Consider the following 21449-nt stretch of genomic DNA (forward strand, 5'->3'; position numbering starts at 1 on the left):
ATATAATGCGCAGCAACTGCGCACACTATCATGGGAATTCGCCGGTTACGCCGCGCTCCTCCGCATTACCGCTTCCTCGCGATAAGCGATCATCCATGCCAACCTGCGCGATGCTCTGGCGGCGACCCGGATTGTCGATGCCGACAGCGGAGATACCCTGAACTCCGGGGCCAAGGCGGCGGCGCTCTCGATCTTCGAGGGCACCAAGCAGCGGTTCTTTGCGCAATTGCTGCTCTCGATGAAGTTGCCGAGCCTGCTACCGGCAATCGATACGACACTTGCCGAAGGCAATGCCGTGGTGGTGCAGCTCGTCTCGACTGCGGAAGCCATGCTCGATCGCCGCCTCGCCGACCTTACCGATGCCGAACGTGAGGCGCTTGAGATCGACCTTTCTCCCCGCGAAGCGATCTAATGCTGAGGTCCGCATTACACATATTCTTTGCAGTCCGCCATTATCTCGAGCGGAGCGGCAGGAGGCTCGGATTTGCGTCGCTTCGTCATGATTTAACTCCAGATAATATGAATGTTGGGGGGAATGTCCGGTGACGAGTTAGGCCCGCCTCCGAAGGTCGGTGAGCATAGAGATCAAGGCATCGCTTGGCGGTTTGAAGCGCCCGGGTTTGATGGCAGGGGCCCCGTGGGCAGCGAGGATCTGCAGCTTCTCCTCGGGATCGGCCCGCAGGTAGGTCTCGGTGCTTTGAATGCTGGCATGGCCCAGCCACAACGCTACCTTGCGGATGTCCCCGGTCGCCGCGAGCGTGTGCATTGCGCAGGAATGACGCAGCACGTGGGGCGTAACCCGCTTGCGATGAATCGACGGCTGCTTTGCCGCGGCAGTTCTGACGTGTTCGGCCAAGCGGAATGCGAAGCCATCGCGGGTCAATGGCTGCCCGTTCGCATTGAGGAATATCTCGGTTGCCTGCACTTGCGGGCGGATCGCCAGCCAGGCACGCAATGCGAGCTGGGTCTCCTTCCATAGCGGCAAGACCCGTTCCCGGCGCCCCTTGCCCATGATGTGCACGGTGGACAGCGAGCGGTCCGGGAAATCGCGCAGTTGCAGCGACACCAGCTCCGACACCCTGAGTCCGCAGGCATAGGTCAGATGCAGCATCGCTCGGTCACGGGCGCCGAGGCGTGTCCGGGGATCAGGAGCATCGAGCAATGCCTTGATCTCGGCCCGATCGAGGTAGTCGATCAGCACCTTGTCGGTCTTCTTGGTCGGAATGGCTCGAACGCGAAGGGCCTGGTCCAGACAGGCTGGAAGCCGATACTCGATGTACCGAAAGAAGGATCGGATCGCGGCGAGTCTGCCATTGCGCGTGCGCACGCAACTGCCACGTCCGTTCTCGACATGGTCCAGGAAGGCCATGATCATGTCTGTGCCGAAATCTTCGATCTCGAGATCCGTCGGGCGACGCTTCAATCGATCGGCGGCGAACTTTACCAGCAGAACGAAGCAGTTGGCATAGGTCTTCACCGTGTGCGGGCTAACTGCGCGCTCCCGCGGAAGATGTTCGCGCAGATATGCCGAGAGATGGGGAGCAAGGGCCGTCATGCCGCTTCTCCCAGAAATAGTTGTTCGCTCGTGACAGCAATGTCGCGCAGCAGCACCGGAGTGGCTTGAAGATACCAATAGGTGTTGGCGATCGAAGCGTGCCCCAGATAGACGCTGAGCCCCGCCATGTGATGCGCGACGGCTTCCCTGTCCGGCGAACACGATTCCAGCGAGCGAACGGCGAAAGTATGCCGCAAATCGTGAAGCCGCATGCCGGCTGTTCCGGTTGGTCCACGATATCCGAGCTGCCGTGCCAACCTCACGAACACGACATGGGCGCGCACCTTGTGGGGTGCTCGTCCCCGGATCGTGACGAAGAGGTCGCTGCCGGTGGCGCCGAGCCTTGCCCGGGTGGCAAGATAGGCTTCAAGCGCCTGCCGGGTCGACGGCTGCAAGGCAATGAGCCGCTGCTTGCCAAACTTGCCATTGCGGATGATCAGGCCATCCTCGACCAGATCGGTGCACTGCAGAGCCAGCGCCTCGGATATCCGGAGCCCTGTCGCCGCCAGTAATCCAAACAGGTAGTGGTACGTGAATGGGCTGATGGTGCCCCGTGGCGGCAAGTCCAGCGCCGCCGCCATGATCGCTTGAACCTGATGGGCTTCAATTATCGTTGGCGTTGGCCGCGGTCTCTTGCCCCGGCCGAATACGCCTGCAGGTGGCACTTCGTGTTGCAAATCCTCGGCCTGAGCGAACAGGCTGAAGTTGCGAATGGTGTTGAACCGGGTCTTGGCCACATATTGCGATGTCGATGTGTGACACCAGTCGTAGATCCGCTCGACCTTGGTATATCGGTCACCGAATGCTTCGGCGAAAGCCGCGTAGAGGTGCAGAAATCGCTCCTGCTCGGCAAACTTCCGCCCCAGGCTCCGGTGAAGGGCTACGTATCTGGAAATGTGGATGCTCAGCATGGCAGGTCTCCTGGCCAGGGCTGCGCGATCTTCATGAGCATCGGCAGATCGACCTTGGCGTAGATGGCAGTGGTCTCGGGCGTGCTGTGGCGCAGGATGGTTCCGACGGACTCCAGGCCTGCACCCGCGCGCAGCAAGTTGGTGGCAAGCGAATGCCGGAATATGTGCGACCCGGTCGGCACTCCATCGATCCCGCCGCGCTCCCGTGTGCGTGCGACGATCCCAGCAATCTCGGCGGGCGAGCGGAACGAACGGAACGGGGCTTGCGATCGCAAGAACACGTGCTGATCGACGGACTTGGGGCGGGCCGCGACAATGTAATCCAGGATCGCGTCGCCAACGTCTTGGGGCAAAGGCAGCCGGTCTGGCCGCCGCGTCTTGCCCTTCACCGTCAGATGACCGGAGCGCCAGTCGATGTCGTCGAGGCGCAAATCCCGGATATCACTGGCACGCAGGCCAAGCCTGGCGAGCAGGAGAATGATAGCCTTGTCGCGGACTTCTACCGGACGACCTGTAGGACAAGCCGCAATGATATTCTCGATCGTTGCCGGGTCGACGTGGCGGGGCAGCGCTGAAAGACGGTATCGCTGGACCGAGGGGATCGCGTGCAACAGCGCAGGCTGACAGTCGCCTTGAACGATCAGAAACCGAATGAAGCTCCTCATGATCGTGACGAGAAGTGACGCAGAACCGGGCGTCTCCTTGCTTCGTCGTTCGAACGCGCGCCTGAGAGCGGCCGCATCCCATTGTGCCGGCTCGCCCAACATGGGCATGAGCCGAGCGATCTCGGCCTTGTAGCGGCGGATCGTCTCTTCGCTGGCGCCGCGGTGCTGTAGAAGCCAGGCGAGGTATGCCGACATATGCGGGTCAGCATCGGTCACTGGCTGAATCGAAGGGATGGCACCCTTGTGGCGCAGAAACTCGACGAAATGCCGAGCACATCGCCGCCGCCGCTTCGCCCCCGATGGGACTAGCTTGCCTCGCTTGCGCCAGACCGGACAGCGACAATCATGCACCGCGTACTGACCGATAATCTTGTCATCGACATCATCCCAGCGCCGCCTGGATATGCGGAGCCACGCGGCAAAGTGCTCGGCCTCCGACCGGTAACTTTGCGACACTCCCAGAGCGAGTTGGAGATCGTCGATGATATCCGAATAATCGGCGAAATGGCGCCCCAGTTCGTCGATCCCGTCAGCGACAACGACGTAACCCTGATCTTCAAGAAACCGAATGAAACGCCGGACGCGCGCTGCAAGATCGGCTTTGTAGTCAGGTTCTTGCGCGCAGTAGCCTGCGCATCGGCATCGATGCTTCTCAAACCGGCGGGCAACAGCATCGTCGATCTCCCCGACTATAATCCCTCTCAGCTCCAGCCAGTGCAGGAAATGACGGACCGCTGCACCGTACAGGACCGCACTGGCCGCTCCTTCGTCCACGGACAGAGAGGAGAGGAATGCGGTGAATAGTGCGTCGGGACTGGGCGGATCTTCGACCCTGCTCGGCACAGGCCGAAACGAACAAAATGATCTTCTTGGCATCGTGGTTCCTTCGACTTGTTGAGGTCGAAGAACCTGTAATTATCTGGAGTGAAATCATGACAAAGCGACGCAAATCCGAGCCTCCTGCCGCTCCGCTCGAGATAATGGCGGACTGCAAAGAATACGTGATCGACTACCTCACCAAGAGCTTTCCGGTGCGGTTGATGGCCGTATTCAAGGACGAGAACGGCAATCCGCGCTCCGAGCCGATGGTCGACGATGTTGGCGCCCCGGTGCTGTGCCGCTCGGCGCTCGACGCGCGCGACCGAATGATCGAGCAACTCTGCGCGTTGCCGCCGATCGCCACCGCGCTCGATGCGATCATCGAGCGGTTCGGGGCCGACCAGGTAGCTGAGGTCACCGGGCGAACCCGTCGGCTGATCGTCGGACGCGACGGGCGCCAGCAGCTTCAATCCCGTAGCCCCCGTGCCAATGTTGCCGAGACACAGGCGTTCATGGACGGCTCGAAGAAGGTTCTGGTCTTCTCTGACGCCGGCGGTACGGGCCGCAGCTATCATGCCGACCTTGCGGCAAAGAACCAGGCGCGCCGCGTCCATTTCCTGCTTGAACCGGGCTGGCGCGCCGATGCCGCCATCCAGGGACTCGGGCGGACCAACCGCACCAACCAGGCCTCGGCGCCGCTGTTCCGTCCTGTCACCACCGATGTGCGCGGCGAGCGGCGGTTTATCTCGACCATAGCGCGACGGCTCGACAGCCTCGGCGCGCTAACCCGCGGTCAGCGCCAGACCGGCGGGCAGAACCTGTTCGATCCCGCCGACAATCTCGAAAGCTCCTATGCCAAGGAGGCGCTTCACCGCTGGTTCGGCTTGCTGTTCATCGGAAAGCTCGACGCCGTGAGCCTCGCGCGGTTTGAGGAACTGACCGGACTCAGGATCGAAGGCCCCGACGGATCGATGGTCGACGACCTGCCGACGATCCAGCGCTGGCTCAACCGCATACTCGCGCTGCCGATCGCTCTGCAAAACGACATCTTCGACGAGTTCCTCGGGTTGGTCGAAGCGCGGATCGATGCCGCGCGGCAGGCGGGCACGCTCGAAGTCGGGGTCGAGACCATCGCGGTCGAGCATTTCGAGGTGCTCACCGACATCCTGCTGCGCACCGATGCGCTCTCGGGCGCGACCACGCACCTCCTCGAACTCGAGATAGCCCGCGCGCTGAAGCCCTTGGGCCTCGCACGGCTTGAGGAGCTCTATGGTCTCTCGGGCGAGCGCCAGCAGTTGCTGCGCAATGCCCGTTCGGGCCGGATCGGGCTGTTGGTTCCGGCACGCAGCCTACTTGCCGACGACGGCACGCGGGTTGCCCGTTTCGAACTGGTCCGGCCCTTGAAGCACGGCCACCTAACCGCCGAGCAGCTTGAGGAAAGCAACTGGGAGCCAGTCGATTTCGCCGAGTTTCGCCGCCTCTGGCAAGCTGAGGTCGGTGAAGCCGCTGCGAGCCACAAGCGCGAACGACTGCATCTCGCGACTGGGATGCTGCTTCCGGTCTGGGACAAGCTCCCTTCCGACTATGTTCGGGTCAGTCGGATCTCCGCTCGCGACGGGCGCTCGCTACTGGGTCGCGAAGTGCCACTCCACTGCGTTCCCGAAATCTGCCAGGCCCTGGGTCTGGAGGACGAACATGCTTTCTCGGCCGAGCAGATCGTCGACGCTGTGCTCACCGGTGGCCGGCCGATGCAGGTCAAGGGCCGCGAGGCGCTCACCCTCAAGCGCAGCCTGGTCAACGGGACTCAGCGGCTCGAGCTTGCCGGCTGGTCGGCGGCGCGGCTTGACTGGTACAAGGCGCAAGGCTGTTTTACCGAGATCATCCGCTATCAGACGCGGTTGTTCGCGCCGACTACAGGCGCTGCGGGTATCCTCGCGCGGCTTGGCCAGTAGCTGCGAAACATATTGCCAAATGGCAACCAATGGAATATATAGTGCCATATGGAGACTTGCCATGCTGGCTTTGCAACCCGTTGATACTACTGCTCCGGCGTTTCGTCCGGATCCGATTACCCAGGACGAAGCTGCCGCTATGTTCAGGGCGGTTCTCAACCTCTTTGGCAAGTGGGAACTTACCGACGAACAGGCGGCAACGCTGCTTGATATGCCGGTGCGCTCCTATCGGCGCTGGAAGGCTGAAGGGCCCGGCCGGGTCTCGCGTGATGGCGCGGCTCGCCTTTCCAACCTGATGGGCATTCACAAGGCGCTACGGATTGTCTTTTCGGACGCCCAGCGCGGTTATGCCTGGATCAAGGCAGAAAATAGCGCCTTCGCCGGATCGAGCGCACTTGATGTCATGCTCGGCGGTGAACTCACCGACATCATGCGCGTGCGCCGCTACCTCGACGCCGAGCGCGGTGGCTGGTGACGGATCAAGAGCAAGGCCCTATTTCCCATGTTGAGTGGAAAGGCGCTGTCCGGATCCTCCGCAGCGCCTTTCCGCCGATCGACCTGTTCGAGGACATCGCCGACCCCGCCGACTGGCCGCTGCTGATCTCGGCAGAGCAAAAGACCAATCCCCGGATCATGGCGACCATCGGCAATCTGGACCTTGTGCCAGCGGACCGGCGGGTAGGCGGAAACGGTGCGTCTTATCTGATGGCGCCGTTCACCCATGTCAGCACGGATCGGCCAAGCCGCTTCACCGATGGCAGCTATGGCGTTCTCTATGTCGGAAATGCCTTCGAAACCGCTCTCTTCGAAACCATCCATCACCATGCCCGGTTCATGGCCCGTACCACCGAAGAGCCCGGTTGGACCTCTCAATTCCGGGAGATCGTTCTTTCGGTCAGTGCCGATCTGCACGACCTGAGGGGAACTGAGCCCGCCAATCCAGCCCTTGATCCCGACAGCTATGTGGCGTCCCAGAGGCTTGCAGCAGCCCTTAAAGCGGGTGGGGCCGATGGCATGGTCTATCCGAGCATCCGGCATCCCGGAGGGGAATGTGTCGGACTGTTCTACCCTGACTGCGCATCAGAACCCGTTCAGGGGCGCCATCTCGACTATCATTGGGATGGGACGCGCGTCGATCTGGTGCGCGACGCGGGGACGGGCGCGGTCTTTCGTGTGATCGATCTACCGGCGGATGAGTAGCGGTCCGATGATCGCAGCATGGAGTTGCTACGGATGGGAAAGCGGAATCTCGCGATAGTGGGAACGCATGTGGACTTCTTCGCCAACATTTTCGACGAGAATGTTGGGGCCGATCCCTCCCATGTTTCCCGCTGCGCTTCGCCTCAAGATGCTGCGACCAGCTACTTCAAAGACATCTTTGAGAACTCGGACGGCCGCATTCGTTCGGCCGTGGTCGCCGTTTGGCCAGTCACATCGCCCGTCGAGCACCGCATCATCTTTGATGCGGATGCCGTTCTGACACCGTGCCTGGAGCCTGATGCCGAACCCGGCGAGTTTGATGTCTTTCTGGACGTCCGCGCGCGGATGTAGCGTACTGCTGCGCGGCCTGGCTTGGTGTCCTCAAGCGTGAACCCGTCGCGACGAGAATGAGCCCTTCAGCTAAATTGAGCAGAGGGGAGGAGGCTTTGCCCTGATTGAGCCAGTTGGGCGTCGATGGTCGATGCGCTGGGCTCGCAATCAGGAGTATGTGCCATGATCAAGACGATCCCGCTGAACAAGCTGGTTCCCTCGCCGCGCAATGTCCGCCGCCATAACGACCCGGCGGCCGACGCCGAGCTTAAGGCCAGCATTGCTGCCCGCGGGCTGCTGCAGAATCTCATCGTGCGTCCGGGCGCCAAGGGCAAGTTCGAGGTCGAGGCCGGCGAGCGCCGCCGTAAGGCGATGCTGGCGCTGGCGGACGCCAAGGTCCTGCCCAAGGACCACGAAGTGACCTGCCTCGTGCTCGAAGACACCGCCGAAGGCGCCATCGAGACCAGCCTCGCGGAGAACTTCCATCGCCTGGCGATGAATCCGGCCGACGAGGCCCAGGCCTTCGCATCGCTGATCGAGGCGGGCGCCTCGATCGAGGATGTGGCGCGCCGGTTCGGCCTGACAGTCCGTTTCGTCGAAGGTCGCCTGCGACTCGCCAAGCTCGCGCCGGTCGTGTTCGAGGCGCTGGCTTCGGGCGAAATCACGCTCGATCTCGCCAAGGCATACGGCGCCACTTCGGACCAGGCGATCCAGGCCCGGGTCTTCGAACAAGTCTCGACCGGCTACTATGCCCCCAACCCGGACTCGATCCGCCGCATGGTGCTCTCGGGCACGGTCCGTGGCAGCGACCCCCGTGCCCGGCTCGTTGGACGCGATGCCTATATCGCTGCCGGTGGCCTGATCGAGCGCGAGCTGTTCGATGACGAGGACAGCGAAGCCTGGGCCGATGTCGCGTTGCTGGAGACCCTCGCCGCGGCGAAGATGGAGGAACAGGCCAAGGTCCTTGCCGAAGAGCAGGGCCTCGCGTGGGTCAAACCGACGCTCGATCCCTACGCCAGTCATGACCTCGTCGAGGGCCTAGTACGGCTTCCGGCCGAACCTGCGCCACTCACCGAAGCCGAACTCGCCCGGCTCGATGAACTCGACACTTCCTATGACGAACATGCCGCGATCCTTGAAGATGAGGACAGTGCCGAGGAAGCCGTGGTCGCGGCCGAAGCGGCAATCGAGGCGATCGAACGTGAGTGTCAGGATATCCGCGCTCGTCCGCCGGTGATCGCGGCCGAGCTCAAATCTGAGGCAGGGATGATCCTCGTACTGTCGCGCGATGGCACGCCGGTGCTCCAGCCGGTGTTCTACGGCGAACGAGAGGTCGACGGCGGAAACGATGACGCGGTCGAAATCGTGTCGGGCGAAGCCGGGGAGGGCAAGCGCCGCGCGGCGCTGTCGAAGCGCCTTGTCGATGAACTCGCGATGCAGCGCCGAGACGTCCTTGCGCTCCATGTCGCGTCCGATCCCGGTCTCGCGCTCGACCTGATGGTCTTCACGCTCGCCGACGCCGACACGCTCGACTACCGGGCGCGTTCGGCAACGACACTGCGGGGCGGCACACCTGCCGGCCCGATCATCGGGTTTGAGGCAAAGGATGCCGCAGCAAGCGCCTCGCTCGCCGAATTCAAGTCGGGCCTCGACGAGAACTGGCGTGGCGGCGCGGACGTGTCGGAGCGGTTCGACCGGTTCCGGGCGCTTTCCGATGAAGCCCGTGCCGCTTGGCTCGGTCACGTCGTCGGCCGCACTCTGGAAGCAAGTCTCAACATGGCCGGCGAGCGCAGGATCGACTTCCACGATCATCTGGCCACGCTCATCGGCATCGACATGGCCGCTTGGTGGCGCCCGACCGCGGCGAACTACTTCGACCGAGTGTCGAAGGCGGTGATCCTCGACGCGCTGGCTGCGGTTGGTGGTGCGGACCTGTCGAGCCGGTTCGCCTCGGTCAAGAAGGGTGATCTCGCGATGAGCGCCGAGCGCGTCTTCGGTGGGACCTACATCACCGAAGTCGAGGTCCGCGAACGCGCGCTCGCTTGGGTGCCCGAGGTCATGCGCTTTGCTGGCGCGGCGCCCGTCGAGGTCGAAGTGGACGATGCGCAGATCCCCGAGTCCGCCGGCGAAGCCGTCGCGAGCGCCGAAGGTGCCAACGACGACAATCAGCCCCCCCGCGAGCTGGCTGCCTGACCTCCTCCTGACAGGCAGGCCACTCGCCCCTCCGAAGCGGTCCCTTGGCTTTGCCCAAGGGCCGCTTCCTTTTTGGGAAGAGAGCGGAGGGAGCTCGATGCTGTGCGGAACTGACCGGCGAACCTGCCGGCAGGCCACATCAGGAGAGCCCTCATGGCCTATCGCAAACCCTCGCCCGGCGGATTGTCTCCCGCGACCCGCATCACCCAGGAGATCATCGCGCGGCTTGAAGCCGGGACCAAGCCGTGGGTGCAGCCCTGGCGCGGCGTGCCCGTGTCGCGGCCCTTGCGCGCTTGCGGCATTCCCTATCGCGGCATGAACGTATTCTGGCTGTGGATGGTCGCCGACATGTGCGGCTACGCCTCGCCTTACTGGATGACCTACAACCAGGCCAAAAACCTCGGCGCCCAGGTCCGCAAGGGTGAGAAGTCGACCATCGCCATTTTCTACAAGAGCTACACCAAGGAGGTCGAAGCGCCCGATACCGGCGAGAAGAGCGACGAGGCGCGTCGAGTTCTGAAGGCTTATCCGGTGTTCAACGCCGACCAGGTCGAGGGTTTGCCCGAGCGGTTTCATCCAATCGTCTCGCTCGATCTGGTCGAGCCCGAAGGGCGCGAGGCTGAGCTCGATGCCTTCTTTGCCGCGATCCCCGTCAATCTGCGCCATCAGGGCTGCGAGGCCTACTACGAACCGAACCCTGACCGTGTGACCATGCCGCCCGCCAGCCTGTTCTCCGGCTTCGACCACTACTACGCGACGCTCGCGCACGAGCTGTCGCACTGGACCGGTCATTCCAGCCGCCTGGCGCGCGATCTCAAGAACCGCTTCGGCACGGCGGCCTATGCCGCCGAGGAACTGGTCGCCGAACTCTCAAGTGCGATGCTCGGGGCCGAACTCGGTCTGCCGGTGACACATCTCGACGGTCACGCGAGTTACATCGAGCATTGGCTGAAACTCCTGCGCGAAGACGACCGCGCAATTCTCACCGCTGCAGCCAAGGCCGAGGAAGCCTCCAGCCTGCTGCTGAAGCTCGGGGGGCGAACGATCGCAGATGTCGCCGATGAACCCGAAGACGTCGCACTCGCAGCCTGACGGAGGACACCATGAGCCGATCGGTCAGCTATCCCAGCGGCGCCATCGTCGCGTTCACCCTGCTTGAGGTCGATGACGAAGGGGACTGGGACTTCGAATATGAGTGGCTGCGCGCGGACCTCAGCGAGCGCGCTGCTGCAGCCTTTCCGTCGCTTGCAGCACACGATGGCTGGCGTGGCCGCGAGGACCGGATCCTCAGGCGCAATGCGTTCGCCGACTTCGGGGTCTCGGTCTACGGCGGCCTCGTCGCCGTCTGGGTCGTTGAGCGCGATGACGGGGCCTATTGGGACGCTGAATGGCGCACCGCACGGAGCCTCCGTGCGCAGCAATGGCTCCGCCAAATCACGCCTCGCTTCGACGCGCTGTTCGGGGACTACGATTGCTTCGGACATATGTCGAACGGCGAGGGCGTTTACCGCAAGCGCGGCGCCTGAAACCGAGCCGATAGAGCCTGTATCTGCATAGCGCCTCGTGATCCTGGCGGGACGGCGCAGCTCATGGCTTGCACCATGCGAGAGAGGCCCTGGGCCAGCCGGCGGCGCCCGCGCAACCCGGCTTGGCCAAGCCCGTGTTGACCGGTCCCTGCGGGACACGGCCTGCCCGCGCCAGCCTGTCCAAGCGGGTTCCCCTTCGGTGCGCGGGTCCGCCCAAAGCTGGCCCTGACGGGCTCTCGCTGGCGCAGCCAAGAGCGGCCTGCGTCAGCCTCACGCCAGTCAGGAGGACACGCCCATGCATACCAGTTTTACCGACCAGCTCGCCGGTCTCGATCTCGCCGGTTTTTCGATCGGTCCCGCCCCGGTTTCGAGCAGTGATTTTCCGGTTCGCGAAGCCGTCGTTCAGACGCTCGAAGCGGTCTGGTCCGATCTCTTCGCGCTCGTTTCCGGGACCGCGCTCGAGGCCGACGCCGAGGATCTTGGCTGGGCCTTCGTCAACCTGTTCCACCGCTCCGCCGAGCGCAAATCGACCGCACTCGACCGCGCCACCGACGAAGTTCGGGCGCTTGTCGCAACGGCCGATGGCTCCGAAATCCACACCCACGAACTCGAAACCCAGGTCGAGCGTGCACAATGCGCCGAAGCCGCCATGCTGGCGCTCGAAGAGATGCGAGAGATCGCCGCAAGCCTTTATCTCAACGAATTCGGCTCGTCTTGGAAGCCGGTGTCGAGTTCGCGCTTCAACCACGGCGCGATGCTGACCTCGGCGCTGGTCGAGGGGCGTGATTTCCTGCGCGCCCGGGCCCAGGCCAAGCGCCGCGCCGCGATGCCCGAGGGCACGCCGGTCGTGTTTGCCGGCGGACGCACCCGTCATCCCAGCGAAGCCGACGCACTCACCTTCGCCAACAACGTCTGGGCGACACTCGACAAGGTTCGCGACCGCGTTCCCGACATGGTGCTGATTCATGGCGGCGACACCAAGGGCGTCGATCGCCTGGCGTCGAGCTGGGCCGAGCGGCGAGACATCCCCCAAGTGACCTTCTCGCTCGACATGCGGCTTGGCGCCCGCGCGGGCTTCAAGCGCAATGAGCGCATGCTTTCGCTCGATCCGAGGTACGTTGTCGCCTTTCCGGGCAATGGCGTCCTCGAACGCCTGGTCATCGAAGCCAAGACGCGCCGCATCACCGTCGTCGATCGCCGCGGTCCGCTCGGCACCAGCCCCAAGTCAGGAGCCCATTCGCCCAATTGAAGGCCGATTGGCCTTTGCGCCAGCGCCCCTGCGGCGCTGGCGTAGATGTTGAAGAGGGGAGGTGAGCCCTAGTGCTGGTGGATCATGCGGACGGCCGCACGACCGTACAGCACAGGAGGATTTCATGATCAGCCCAAGCATGGTGCTTGCCGAATTTACCGAGCAGCAGGCCGCCAATCGCGCCCGCGTCACCAGCGAAATCGACCGCCTCAAGCGCGCGGTGATCGCACCGCTGCGTCACCATGGCATTGCCTCGGTGGAAGTCGCCTTCGACGGATGCGGTGACAGCGGCGCTATCGAGGACATCGCTTGTCGGGACGCCAGCGACACCGCCGTCGACCTACCCGAAGAGTTCTCGGTTTGCGTCGAGGAAGACGGGGCCGAGCCGGTTCAGACGACCATCATGCAAGCGCTCGAGGACCTCGCCTACGCCGCGCTTGAACTCCATCATCCGGGCTGGGAAATCAACGACGGTGCGGGGGGCGCGCTCGAGATCGACGTGACGGCCGAGACGTTCATGCTCGACTGCAAGCTGCGCTACACGGCGTACGACGACCACTACACCGAACTGTGAAAGAGATCGTCATGGCACATTGCTATTACCATGCCCTGTCCTCGGTCCGAAAGTGGGGCGGAGCGGTCGAAGACTACCTCGCGCTTCACCAGTGGTTCGATCAGTCCAAGGCCATCTTCGCCGATCCCCGGCACCGTGCGCTGCGACACCATGCCGAGGGCATTTTCATGCTTGAAACCCTCTTCGGGGCAACCATCGTCAATGCCGACCGCCGCATCGTGCCGGTGCGTCTGGTTGGCGAGCAGCACGTGCGGGAAGACCTGGGCTCGATCCCCTCCTTCGCCGACTGGGCGCGCCTGATAACGCCGCAAGCCTGGATGCTGCGTGGAAATCGCCTGGACGAACCGGATCCGGTGATCGGCGAAGATCTTGCCGATGACGGCGCAGTTCCGTCAAGCAGTCCTACCAAGACGGGGCGATCGGTCCGGGTCGAAATATGAGCTACCGCTGGTGGTGGAATGGGCCGCTTCGGCTTTGGCCACGCGGGAATAAACAAGGGCTGGGTAAGGTTCCCATCAAGGTGTCCGGGACCAGTCCGGCTCTGGGGCAAACCTGTCCTGAAGCAGCCCCGTCGAGACGCGCAACCCGGATCAGGTCCGGCCGAGTTGCCGGGCTGCGCCCGGCTGCCCGCACCACCCGAACCAGATCCAGGTTCCCCTTCGGTGCGCTTCGCCGTGGGCCGCTTCTTCGTCGGGTTTGCAGCCGGGATGGACCCGGAGTGCTCGATCAGGAGAAGACCCATGACCAATCTCGTTATCCTCGTTGGCCGCATCGCTCGCGACCCCGAAACCCGCACCACCCAGGGCGGAACCAGCATCACGTCGATCTCGGTGGTGACCGATCGGCCCGCTCGTAAGGACGGCAAGACCTTCAAGGACGAGAACGGCTACACCGTCAAGGACAGCGAATTCCACCGCGTCACCTGCTTCAACGGGCTCGGCCAGAACGTCGCCAAATACTGCACCAAGGGCCAGCTGGTGACGATCGAGGGCCGCATCCACTACACGCAGTGGGAGGACCAGAGCGGCACCAAGCGCTACGGCTGCGAGATCATCGCCGACAAGGTCGACTTCCTCACCAAGGGCGGCCGCTCGAACAGCAATGAAGGTGCGCCCGACATCGACGAGGACTGATCGTCATGTTCCACGACAAGGCCCCGGTGGCACAAGCCATCGGGGCCTTATTTTGTGCTTGCCGGCGTTGGCGGCGGCGCGGGGCATCGAGCCCGCGCGCCGCCGCGGGTGACCGACTACTTCGCCAGGCGCTTGAGGGTTTCATCGATGCCGAGCGCCATCGACGCCTGAACGACCCGCTTGAGCTCAGCCGGTTCGATCGTCTCGGCGCCGCATTCAACGAGCAGCTTGCCGAGTTCGGTTGCGGCTTCATCGCGAAGCCGGACCTCCTGCGCGTCGAGTTCGAGACGCTGTTCGCGCAGCTTCTTGAGTGCATCCCGAGCACTCGGTTTGGACCTGGCCATCAGTGTTCCTTTCGGTGGCCGTGGGTCCCCTCCGCAGCCGATAATGTCAGGCGGCCAGAGTGTAGGAAATTGGTTTTTCCGCTGACCTTGCTCGTCCCTGCAGAGGTTGGAGAGGTCTCTCTCGCAGAAGTCCGATGGTGATGTAGGCTTTGGGGCCGCGTCAAGGACGACGGGGCCCCACCATTTTTTGCGGGCAAGCCCGAAAAAATCGTGACCCCCATCGCCGCTTCGCGGCCGCGCGTTCCGCGCGGTCCCTGACCCGGCCCGTCGCCCACATCCTCGCAGCTCCTGATGCGACGCATCGAACATCAGGAGGTAAGACATGTACGTTTCGATGAACATTGCCCACGGTGGTTTCCAGGCCGATCAGGTGGCCTTCGTTGCCGCGCTGGATCAGGCCCATGCCCGGTCCTTTCACAGCTACTTCACGCAGTACGTCCTGACCGATGACGAGGCAGGCTACATCGCGGTCGACGAGGGCGATTACGGCGCACTTCCGGCCGGGATGCTGGACCGGGTTATCGATACCGTACCGAGCAAGCTGAGCGACGAAGCTTGAGCACATTCGAAAGGAGGAAGTCCGCACCGGGCTTCCTCCTTTTCTTATGCTCGGCGACCGGATCGCGGCGCCAGGCGATGATCAGACCGCCTGGTCCTCGCGGTCCATTGCCTCGAGTCTCTCGGGCATGTCGAGCATCTTGATCGCCGCCGCCGAGATCGCCTCGGCCATCGTCGGGTAAGTCTCTGCCGAGCTGATCGAGACCCAGCCGTCATAGCTGACGGTCGCCTGGAACCCATTGCCCTTTGGTGTCGCGGACAAGGTCACGCTGGCCATTGTCGCTCTCCATTACGATGGAAGTCGTCCGCGATCATACCCCGGATTCCGCATCTCGCCCAGTGTCGATCAGGCCAATCCTTCACGTGCAAGATGGCCCTTCCATTCCGCCGGAAGATCGTTCCTTGGGGATGCGGGATAGGTCGGATCAGTTTGCTGGTCCTACTCCACAGCGGGGAACAGGGGGCACACCGTACGCGACAGGTCGCCGTGGATTTTGCAGGCATATCACTGAAAATGCGGTCATTTATGCTCAAAATCGAAACGGGCAGCTTCTCCGTCAGATATGACTTGGCCCCTGCGCCTTACGTGGAAGTGACCGCATCTCCCGGCGCAACCCACGGAAACGCGCGCATCTCTATGTTCTTGACATGTTCTTAGGAATGACTTAGACCCTGCATTGCCTTTCGCAGTGCGCACCGGGCTCCTGACCACAAGGAGTCCGTGCATGACACGGCCAATCTGTCTCCAGGTTTATATCTCCAGCGAGCTCAGTTCGCTGATCCGCAAAGCCGCCAAAGCCAAGGGGATCAGCATGAGCGAATGGGTTCGCTCGCTGCTCGCCAATGCCTGCGCGGAGGAAGAACTCACCTCCCGTTTCACCGCCACCGTCGAGCGCATTTCGCGTCAGTCTGTCTTCCTGATGGTCGGTGTGGATGCGCTCCTCGCGGGACATGCCGACCATGGTTTGCGCGAACGGGCGCACCAGGCCTACGCCCGCAAGTGCAAGGAGATCGGTGTGGCCGGGGCCACCGGTGAGGGAGGCGTCTCATGAAACGCAACCTCGTCAATTTCACCCGCGGCAGTCAGCTCCTCGGACACTTCAGCTTCATGTTCGCAGCCGGCCTCAAGGGGCCGTTGATCATCGCTGCCATCGTTATTGCATGGACCTCGTGGTGGACCCTTTCGACGGGTCTGACCGACCAGGAAGTCTATCTCGTCTGGATACGGGCCTATGCCGCATTTTACGGCTTTATGGAGTTCGATCCGACCAAAAAGATCGCACTCGAAACGGCGTTTGGCGGATCCATTCAATTCCCCATCGCGATGCTCGACACCTTCCCGCCTGTGGTTCGCGCCTGGGAGCATATGCTCGATTTGCTCGGCGCCGCGCTTGTGCGATCGGCGCTGTTTCTCGTGCCCAGTTTCGCGTTGTTTTACTGGTTTGCCGCGCGGTTCGGCAGCCGCTCCAAGGAGCGCAAGCACGAGCGCGGCGCAATGCTTGTCACGCTTCCCGAACTCGTCGACGAATTGCGTGATCACAACCGGCGCGAGCGTGCCCGTGAATTGTCGGAAACGCTCGGGTGGAAATGGCGCCTGTGTACCCCGCGCGAACTGGCCCGGGCGTTTCCCTACCAGCCATCGCACCTCGCCACGGTCATCTATCCCTGGCGTCTCGAACAGAGTCACGCGATGCTCATCGGCACGACCGGAATGGGCAAGACCGTCGCCATGTCGGACATGCTGGCGGAGGCCCGGGCGAAAGGGCAACGCTGCGTCGTCTTCGATCTCACCGGCGCGTACATCGAGCAATTTCACGAGGGCCATCGGGACACGATCCTCAATCCCCTCGACGCCCGCTGCCCGCAGTGGAGCCTGTTCGACGAATGCCGCACAGAGGGTGAGTTCTGGGCGGCTGCCGAAGCACTTGTCCCGCATGATGGCGGCGGGGAAGCACAGTTCTGGGTGATCGCTGCCCGTGCGCTGTTCGTCGAGTTCTGCCTGAAGCTGGTCGCCGAGGGCAGGGGTACGAACGAGGCGCTCGCGCGCGAATTGATGACCGCCGATCTGTCGCGCGTCCATGCCATGATGCGCGGCACGATCGCCGATCCGCTAACCGCGCCGGAAGCGGCGCGCATGGCGGAATCGATCCGTGCCGTGTTCAACGTGAACGCCAAGGCGCTGAAGCTGCTCCCGACTTCGGGGAGGCGCTTCTCGGTTCGCCAGTGGATCGAGAACGGCGGTCACGACGCCGAGGGCAAGGGCTCGGTCGTGTTCATCTCGGCGCGCTATGTCGACATGAGCGTTTGCGCGCAGTTGCTCACGCTCTGGCTCGACATGGCGATGAACACGTTGATGACTGGTCCACGAACCCGGAACCTCAAGTGCTGGTTTTTCGTCGACGAGCTGGGAGCGCTGCACAGGCTTCCGGCGCTTGAGAAAGGGCTCCAGACCGCGCGCAATTTCGGCGGCGCGATTGTCCTGGGGTTGCACGCCTACGCCAAGCTCAAGGAGGTCTACGGCGAGAACATGGCGATGACCTTGTCGTCGCTAGCCCGCACCAAACTGATCCTCGGCACGGCGGACCGCGAGACGGCGACCTGGTGCTCGGATTTCATCGGCCACCGTCAAGTCCGGGATATGGAGGAAGGCTACACCTACGGCTACAACAACGCCCGAGATGCAGTCAGCCTGACGCCGCGCAAGCATATCGAGCCGCTGCTGCTGCCCGACCAGCTGATGAACCTGTCCCGGCTTTCGGGGTACATCAAGTTCCCCGACGGCTTCCCGGCAGCTCCCATCAGGTTGAAGCCGATAAGTCGGCCGAGGCTGGCGGAGACCTTCATCGGGCGGGCCGAGGAGCGTCCTGTCGCCGCCTCGTTTCGCAGCGAGACACCCGCCGGTGTCTCGTCCCATCCATCAACCTCTGCCGCTGCCGAGCATCCGTCTTCCAACGACGACGGCGTGGGTAAGCCGGTTGTTCCCAAACAGGGTGTTCTCGCGCTTGATCCGGACGCCAGCGATCGCACGCCGACGACACAGGAAGGCTTGAAGAAAGCCGATCGTGCGCGAGCGAATGATCCTAAAGACAAGCCTTCCCGCGCCGCCCAACCGGGCGAGAAGACAAGGGGCGCGAAGGCGTCATCGGATGCCGCGCCAATCCCGATTGCGTCTCCCACGGGACTAGGATCTCGCAGCGATCGGACCACCGCCGAGAGCGATCCCGAAAGGGACGCGAGAGAAGCCGGCCGGCCGGATGCTCCACCGGCAAAGGCACCGGCAAGCCGGCCATCCGATTCCGACAAGGCGGCAGGTCGAACCGGTGAGCCCGAGGCCCGTCGGCTGATGGTCGAGGACGGATTGCCTGAGCGCGATACCCCGTCACGCGAAGGTCCCGATCTCGGCGATCTGGAACTTTGATGCGTGAGCTAGGCGCCGCACGGCCGGGTTGGGCATCATGCTCTCTGTAGCCAATGTCCGCACCGCCGGCGGCGCTGCCAATTACTTTGCCGCCGACAATTACTACACGCGCGCCGATGCCGACCGATCGGGCGAATGGCTCGGCAAGGGCGCCGACAGACTTGGCCTGCGTGGGCCAATCGAGGCGAAGCAGTTCGAGGCTGTGTTGAAGGGATTGCTGCCAGACGGGAGCCGCGTCGGCAGCGATAATCGCGTTCATCGTGCGGGCACGGATCTCACGTTTTCGATGCCCAAAAGCTGGTCGATCCTCGCGCTCGTCGGCGGGGACAAGCGCATCCTCGATGCCTATGCCGCAGCGGTCAGGGAGACTCTGGTCTGGGCCGAGAAGAACCTCGCGGAGACGCGGATGGAGGTGCGCGGCAAGGAGCGGGTCGTCACGACGGGCAATCTCGTCGTGGGTCTGTTTCAGCACGACACGAACCGCAACCAGGAGCCCAATGCGCACCTTCATGCGGTCGTTGCCAATGTGACGCAGGGTCCAGACGGCAAGTGGCGGGCGCTCCGCAACGACAAGCTCTGGGAGCACAATACCCTGCTCAACGCGATGGCGATGGCGCGCTTCCGCCTGTCCGTCGAAAAGCTCGGCTATGAGGTCGGCGAATATGGCAAGCACGGCAATTTCGAGGCCGTGGGCGTCCCCAAGGCCATTCGCGACGCTTTCAGTTCCCGGCGCGCGGAAATCCTCGATCGGCTCGCGACGATGGAAGGGAAGGGGCTCGCGGCACGCAATGTCGCGAACCTCATGACGCGCGCGGAGAAAGGCCGGATCGTGGATCGCGATGCGCTTGCGCGGCAGTGGGGAGAGGCTGCGGCCAAGCTCGGGTTCGATCCCGCACAGGTGATCGCCCGGGCCAACGCGCGCGCGGCTCACGACATCGGCAATGTGGCGGGTTTCGGGCAGGCGGCGCTCCGGCTCGTGCGGGAGGGCAGTGCGCTTACCGCCGCCCTCGCGACGCGTCTCGGCCTCAAGGACAGTGACCCGCTCCTGCCCGCGCGGATGGGGAACCGGACACCCGAGCAGACTGCCGCTGTCCATGCCGTTGCTTCCGCCATTCGTCATCTCGGCGAGCGTGAGGCAGCCTTCACACGCGCCGATATATTCCGCGCGGCACTCGGTTTCGCGCTCCCCACATCGATCATGGACATCGAGAGCCGTGTCGACCAGTTGCTGCGCCAGGGGCAGCTCCTGAAGGGCAAGGGCACCGATCGCGATCTTGTCACGACCCGCGATGCGCTCGGCCTTGAACAGCGCATCATTGCCGCCGTCGAAAGCGGGCGCGGCCTCGCTCCCGCGATCGTTCCGCCCGATGTTGCCGGGGAGCGGCTGCAGGCCCTCTCCCAGCTCAAATACGGCATGACGCTGAACCCGGGCCAGGAAGGAGCGGGACGCCTGCTGCTGGCCTCGCACAACCGGATCGTCGCGATCCAGGGTGTCGCCGGCGCCGGCAAGAGCACCGTCCTGAAACCGGTTGCCGATGTGCTGCGCGAGGAAGGCAGGGCCGTGCTCGGCCTCGCGGTGCAGAACACGCTGGTCCAGATGCTCGAGCGTGAAACCGGCATTCCCTCGATGACGGTGTCGCGCTTCCTGCGCCAGCATCGAGACCTGCTCGAAGGGGCCGGCCCATCGCGGGTTGCCGAGGCAAAGGCCGCGATGCGCGGCACCGTCGTGCTGCTCGACGAAGCCTCAATGGTCGGCAATGCCGACAAGGAGAAGCTCGTTCGTCTGGCTAATCTGCTGGAACTGGACCGCTTCGCCAGCATCGGCGACAGGAAGCAGCTTGGCGCGGTCGATGCCGGGAAACCCTTCGACGTCATGCAGCAGGTGGGCGTCGAAACCGCAATCATGAGCGTCAACCTCCGCGCTAGAGAGAAGGCGCTGCGCGACGCCCAATATGCGGCGCAGGGCGGTCATATCGACGAGGCCCTGCGGCATCTGGGAACCCATGTCGTGGAAGCCGGAAATGGGGCTGCCGTCGAAGCGGCTGCGGCGTGGCTTTCCCTGTCGCCGGCAGAGCGCGAGACGACGTCGATTTATGCCTCGGGCCGGGCGCTACGCGGTGAGGTCAATGAGGCCGTCCAGACCGGCTTGAAGGCCAATGGCGAACTGGGGCCAGGGTCGATACGGCTCGGAACCCTCTCGCGCATCAACTTGACGCGCGAGGAACTGCGTTATGCCCGCAGCTACGCAGCCGGGATGGTGGTCGAGGTCGACCGGCGCCAGCGAGCCCAGGGTCTGCGGCCGGGGCGCTACCGGGTGGTCGAAACCGATATAGCGCGCGAGCGGGTCAGCCTCGAGAACGAGCGTGGCCGCCGCTTCGAGTTCCGGCCCAGCCAGTTGCGGCCGCAAGGCGAGCAGGATCCGCTGCGCCTGTTCGAAGTTCGCGCCCTCGACATCCACGCGGGCGACCGGATCCGCTGGACCGAGACTGATCACAAGCGTGGCCTCCTCAATGCCGATCAGGCGCGCATTACCGCCGTCGATGGCAAATCCATCACGGTGAAGACCTCGCTTGGCGCCGAGCATACGCTGGGGCGCGATGATCCGATGCTTGAGCGGCTCGATCTTGCCTATGCACTCAATGCCCACATGGCACAGGGCCTGACTTCCGATCGGGGGATCGCGGTCATGGACAGCCGGGAGCGTAATCTGGCGAACCAGCAAACCTTCCTGGTGACGGTCACCCGCTTGCGCGATGGCTTGACCTTGTTCGTCGACAACGCCAGCAAGCTCGAGGCTGCGGTTGAACGCAATTCGGGAATGAAGCGCTCGGCTCTGGAGACCGTCGATCTCCTGCGCGATGCCGCCGCGCGAGGCCAGGCGAAGGACCGGGCGCCGGCACCGGCGCGCGAGCCGCCGGAACTGGACCGCTCGCTCACCAAGCCATTCGAGATCGGAATTTAGTCGAACCTTCTGCATCCGTCCCCATGCAGCCGATTGACTCAAAGTTCTATATTTGTTCTC

20 protein-coding genes and 1 pseudogene are annotated in these 21449 nt (G+C 63.5%); 16 read left to right on the forward strand and 5 right to left on the reverse strand.

Going from position 1 to position 21449, the window contains the following annotated elements; translation table 11 throughout:
* Positions 1–85 precede the first annotated feature (85 nt).
* Positions 86–412, forward strand: a pseudogene (locus K7W03_RS15030) (methylase); the annotation flags it as partial.
* A gap of 138 nt (positions 413–550) precedes the next feature.
* On the opposite strand, the gene K7W03_RS15035 reads toward K7W03_RS15030, so the two are convergent.
* The 3 genes from K7W03_RS15035 to K7W03_RS15045 are packed head-to-tail and all read right to left on the reverse strand — an operon-like array spanning position 551 to position 4007.
* Positions 551–1555, reverse strand: a complete 1005-nt coding sequence (locus tag K7W03_RS15035) for a tyrosine-type recombinase/integrase (protein WP_222886694.1) — start codon at positions 1553–1555, stop codon at positions 551–553.
* Entirely contained in the window at positions 1552–2466 is a 915-nt protein-coding gene (locus tag K7W03_RS15040) for a tyrosine-type recombinase/integrase (protein WP_222886695.1), read from the reverse strand. The genes K7W03_RS15035 and K7W03_RS15040 overlap by 4 nt, the downstream gene beginning before the upstream one ends.
* On the reverse strand, positions 2460–4007 hold the full coding sequence (locus K7W03_RS15045) for a tyrosine-type recombinase/integrase (protein WP_222886696.1): 1548 nt from the start codon (positions 4005–4007) through the stop codon (positions 2460–2462). The genes K7W03_RS15040 and K7W03_RS15045 overlap by 7 nt, the downstream gene beginning before the upstream one ends.
* 164 nt (positions 4008–4171) lie before the next feature.
* Between K7W03_RS15045 and K7W03_RS15050 the strand changes: the two genes are divergently transcribed.
* The 11 genes from K7W03_RS15050 to K7W03_RS15100 all read left to right on the forward strand — a co-directional run bounded on the left by K7W03_RS15050 (position 4172) and on the right by K7W03_RS15100 (position 14107).
* Positions 4172–5902 (forward strand): strawberry notch C-terminal domain-containing protein, encoded by a 1731-nt coding sequence (locus K7W03_RS15050; RefSeq protein WP_413469338.1) that lies wholly within the window; start codon positions 4172–4174, stop codon positions 5900–5902.
* Positions 5903–5963: 61 nt separating this feature from the next.
* The gene (locus K7W03_RS15055; RefSeq protein WP_222886698.1) at positions 5964–6377 is read left to right on the forward strand and encodes an MbcA/ParS/Xre antitoxin family protein; all 414 of its coding nucleotides are present in this window, start codon (positions 5964–5966) and stop codon (positions 6375–6377) included.
* The gene (locus tag K7W03_RS15060) at positions 6374–7102 is read left to right on the forward strand and encodes an RES family NAD+ phosphorylase (protein WP_222886699.1); all 729 of its coding nucleotides are present in this window, start codon (positions 6374–6376) and stop codon (positions 7100–7102) included. Before K7W03_RS15055 ends, K7W03_RS15060 begins: the two co-directional genes overlap by 4 nt.
* 18 nt (positions 7103–7120) lie before the next feature.
* Positions 7121–7453: a hypothetical protein gene (locus K7W03_RS15065; protein WP_222886700.1), complete on the forward strand. Its 333-nt coding sequence runs from the start codon at positions 7121–7123 to the stop codon at positions 7451–7453.
* A gap of 162 nt (positions 7454–7615) precedes the next feature.
* Positions 7616–9625, forward strand: coding sequence for a ParB/RepB/Spo0J family partition protein (locus tag K7W03_RS15070; protein WP_222886701.1), 2010 nt, complete (start codon positions 7616–7618; stop codon positions 9623–9625).
* 153 nt (positions 9626–9778) lie between these two features.
* On the forward strand, positions 9779–10717 hold the full coding sequence (locus tag K7W03_RS15075; RefSeq protein ID WP_222886702.1) for an ArdC family protein: 939 nt from the start codon (positions 9779–9781) through the stop codon (positions 10715–10717).
* 11 nt (positions 10718–10728) lie between these two features.
* Positions 10729–11151 (forward strand): hypothetical protein, encoded by a 423-nt coding sequence (locus K7W03_RS15080; RefSeq protein ID WP_222886703.1) that lies wholly within the window; start codon positions 10729–10731, stop codon positions 11149–11151.
* A 295-nt stretch (positions 11152–11446) separates the two neighbouring features.
* Entirely contained in the window at positions 11447–12400 is a 954-nt protein-coding gene (locus K7W03_RS15085) for a DUF2493 domain-containing protein (protein WP_222886704.1), read from the forward strand.
* A 124-nt stretch (positions 12401–12524) separates the two neighbouring features.
* Complete coding sequence (locus K7W03_RS15090) at positions 12525–12974, forward strand: DUF6878 family protein (protein ID WP_222886705.1); 450 nt, start codon at positions 12525–12527, stop codon at positions 12972–12974.
* 11 nt (positions 12975–12985) lie between these two features.
* On the forward strand, positions 12986–13414 hold the full coding sequence (locus K7W03_RS15095) for a DUF6915 family protein (protein ID WP_226870188.1): 429 nt from the start codon (positions 12986–12988) through the stop codon (positions 13412–13414).
* Positions 13415–13714: 300 nt separating this feature from the next.
* Entirely contained in the window at positions 13715–14107 is a 393-nt protein-coding gene (locus K7W03_RS15100) for a single-stranded DNA-binding protein (protein WP_222886706.1), read from the forward strand.
* A gap of 116 nt (positions 14108–14223) precedes the next feature.
* Here the strand turns inward: K7W03_RS15100 and K7W03_RS15105 are convergent, their stop codons facing one another.
* Positions 14224–14451, reverse strand: a complete 228-nt coding sequence (locus K7W03_RS15105) for a DUF6437 family protein (RefSeq protein ID WP_222886707.1) — start codon at positions 14449–14451, stop codon at positions 14224–14226.
* Positions 14452–14773: 322 nt separating this feature from the next.
* Here K7W03_RS15105 and K7W03_RS15110 point away from each other — a divergent pair, with 322 nt between their 5' ends.
* Positions 14774–15010, forward strand: a complete 237-nt coding sequence (locus K7W03_RS15110; protein ID WP_222886708.1) for a hypothetical protein — start codon at positions 14774–14776, stop codon at positions 15008–15010.
* Between the two features lie 81 nt (positions 15011–15091).
* On the opposite strand, the gene K7W03_RS15115 is transcribed toward K7W03_RS15110, so the two are convergent.
* On the reverse strand, positions 15092–15286 hold the full coding sequence (locus tag K7W03_RS15115) for a hypothetical protein (RefSeq protein ID WP_222886709.1): 195 nt from the start codon (positions 15284–15286) through the stop codon (positions 15092–15094).
* 448 nt (positions 15287–15734) lie between these two features.
* Between K7W03_RS15115 and K7W03_RS15120 the strand changes: the two genes are divergently transcribed.
* Genes K7W03_RS15120 through mobF form a run of 3 tightly spaced genes read left to right on the forward strand, consistent with a single transcriptional unit; the run spans position 15735 to position 21389 of the window.
* Entirely contained in the window at positions 15735–16061 is a 327-nt protein-coding gene (locus tag K7W03_RS15120) for a hypothetical protein (protein ID WP_222886710.1), read from the forward strand.
* Positions 16058–18427: a type IV secretion system DNA-binding domain-containing protein gene (locus K7W03_RS15125; protein WP_222886711.1), complete on the forward strand. Its 2370-nt coding sequence runs from the start codon at positions 16058–16060 to the stop codon at positions 18425–18427. The genes K7W03_RS15120 and K7W03_RS15125 overlap by 4 nt, the downstream gene beginning before the upstream one ends.
* A gap of 37 nt (positions 18428–18464) precedes the next feature.
* Positions 18465–21389: a MobF family relaxase gene (mobF, locus tag K7W03_RS15130; RefSeq protein WP_222886725.1), complete on the forward strand. Its 2925-nt coding sequence runs from the start codon at positions 18465–18467 to the stop codon at positions 21387–21389.
* The last annotated feature ends 60 nt before the right edge of the window (positions 21390–21449 follow it).

It is taken from the genome of Sphingobium sp. PNB, assembly GCF_019873065.1.
Lineage (GTDB): Bacteria > Pseudomonadota > Alphaproteobacteria > Sphingomonadales > Sphingomonadaceae > Sphingobium > Sphingobium fuliginis.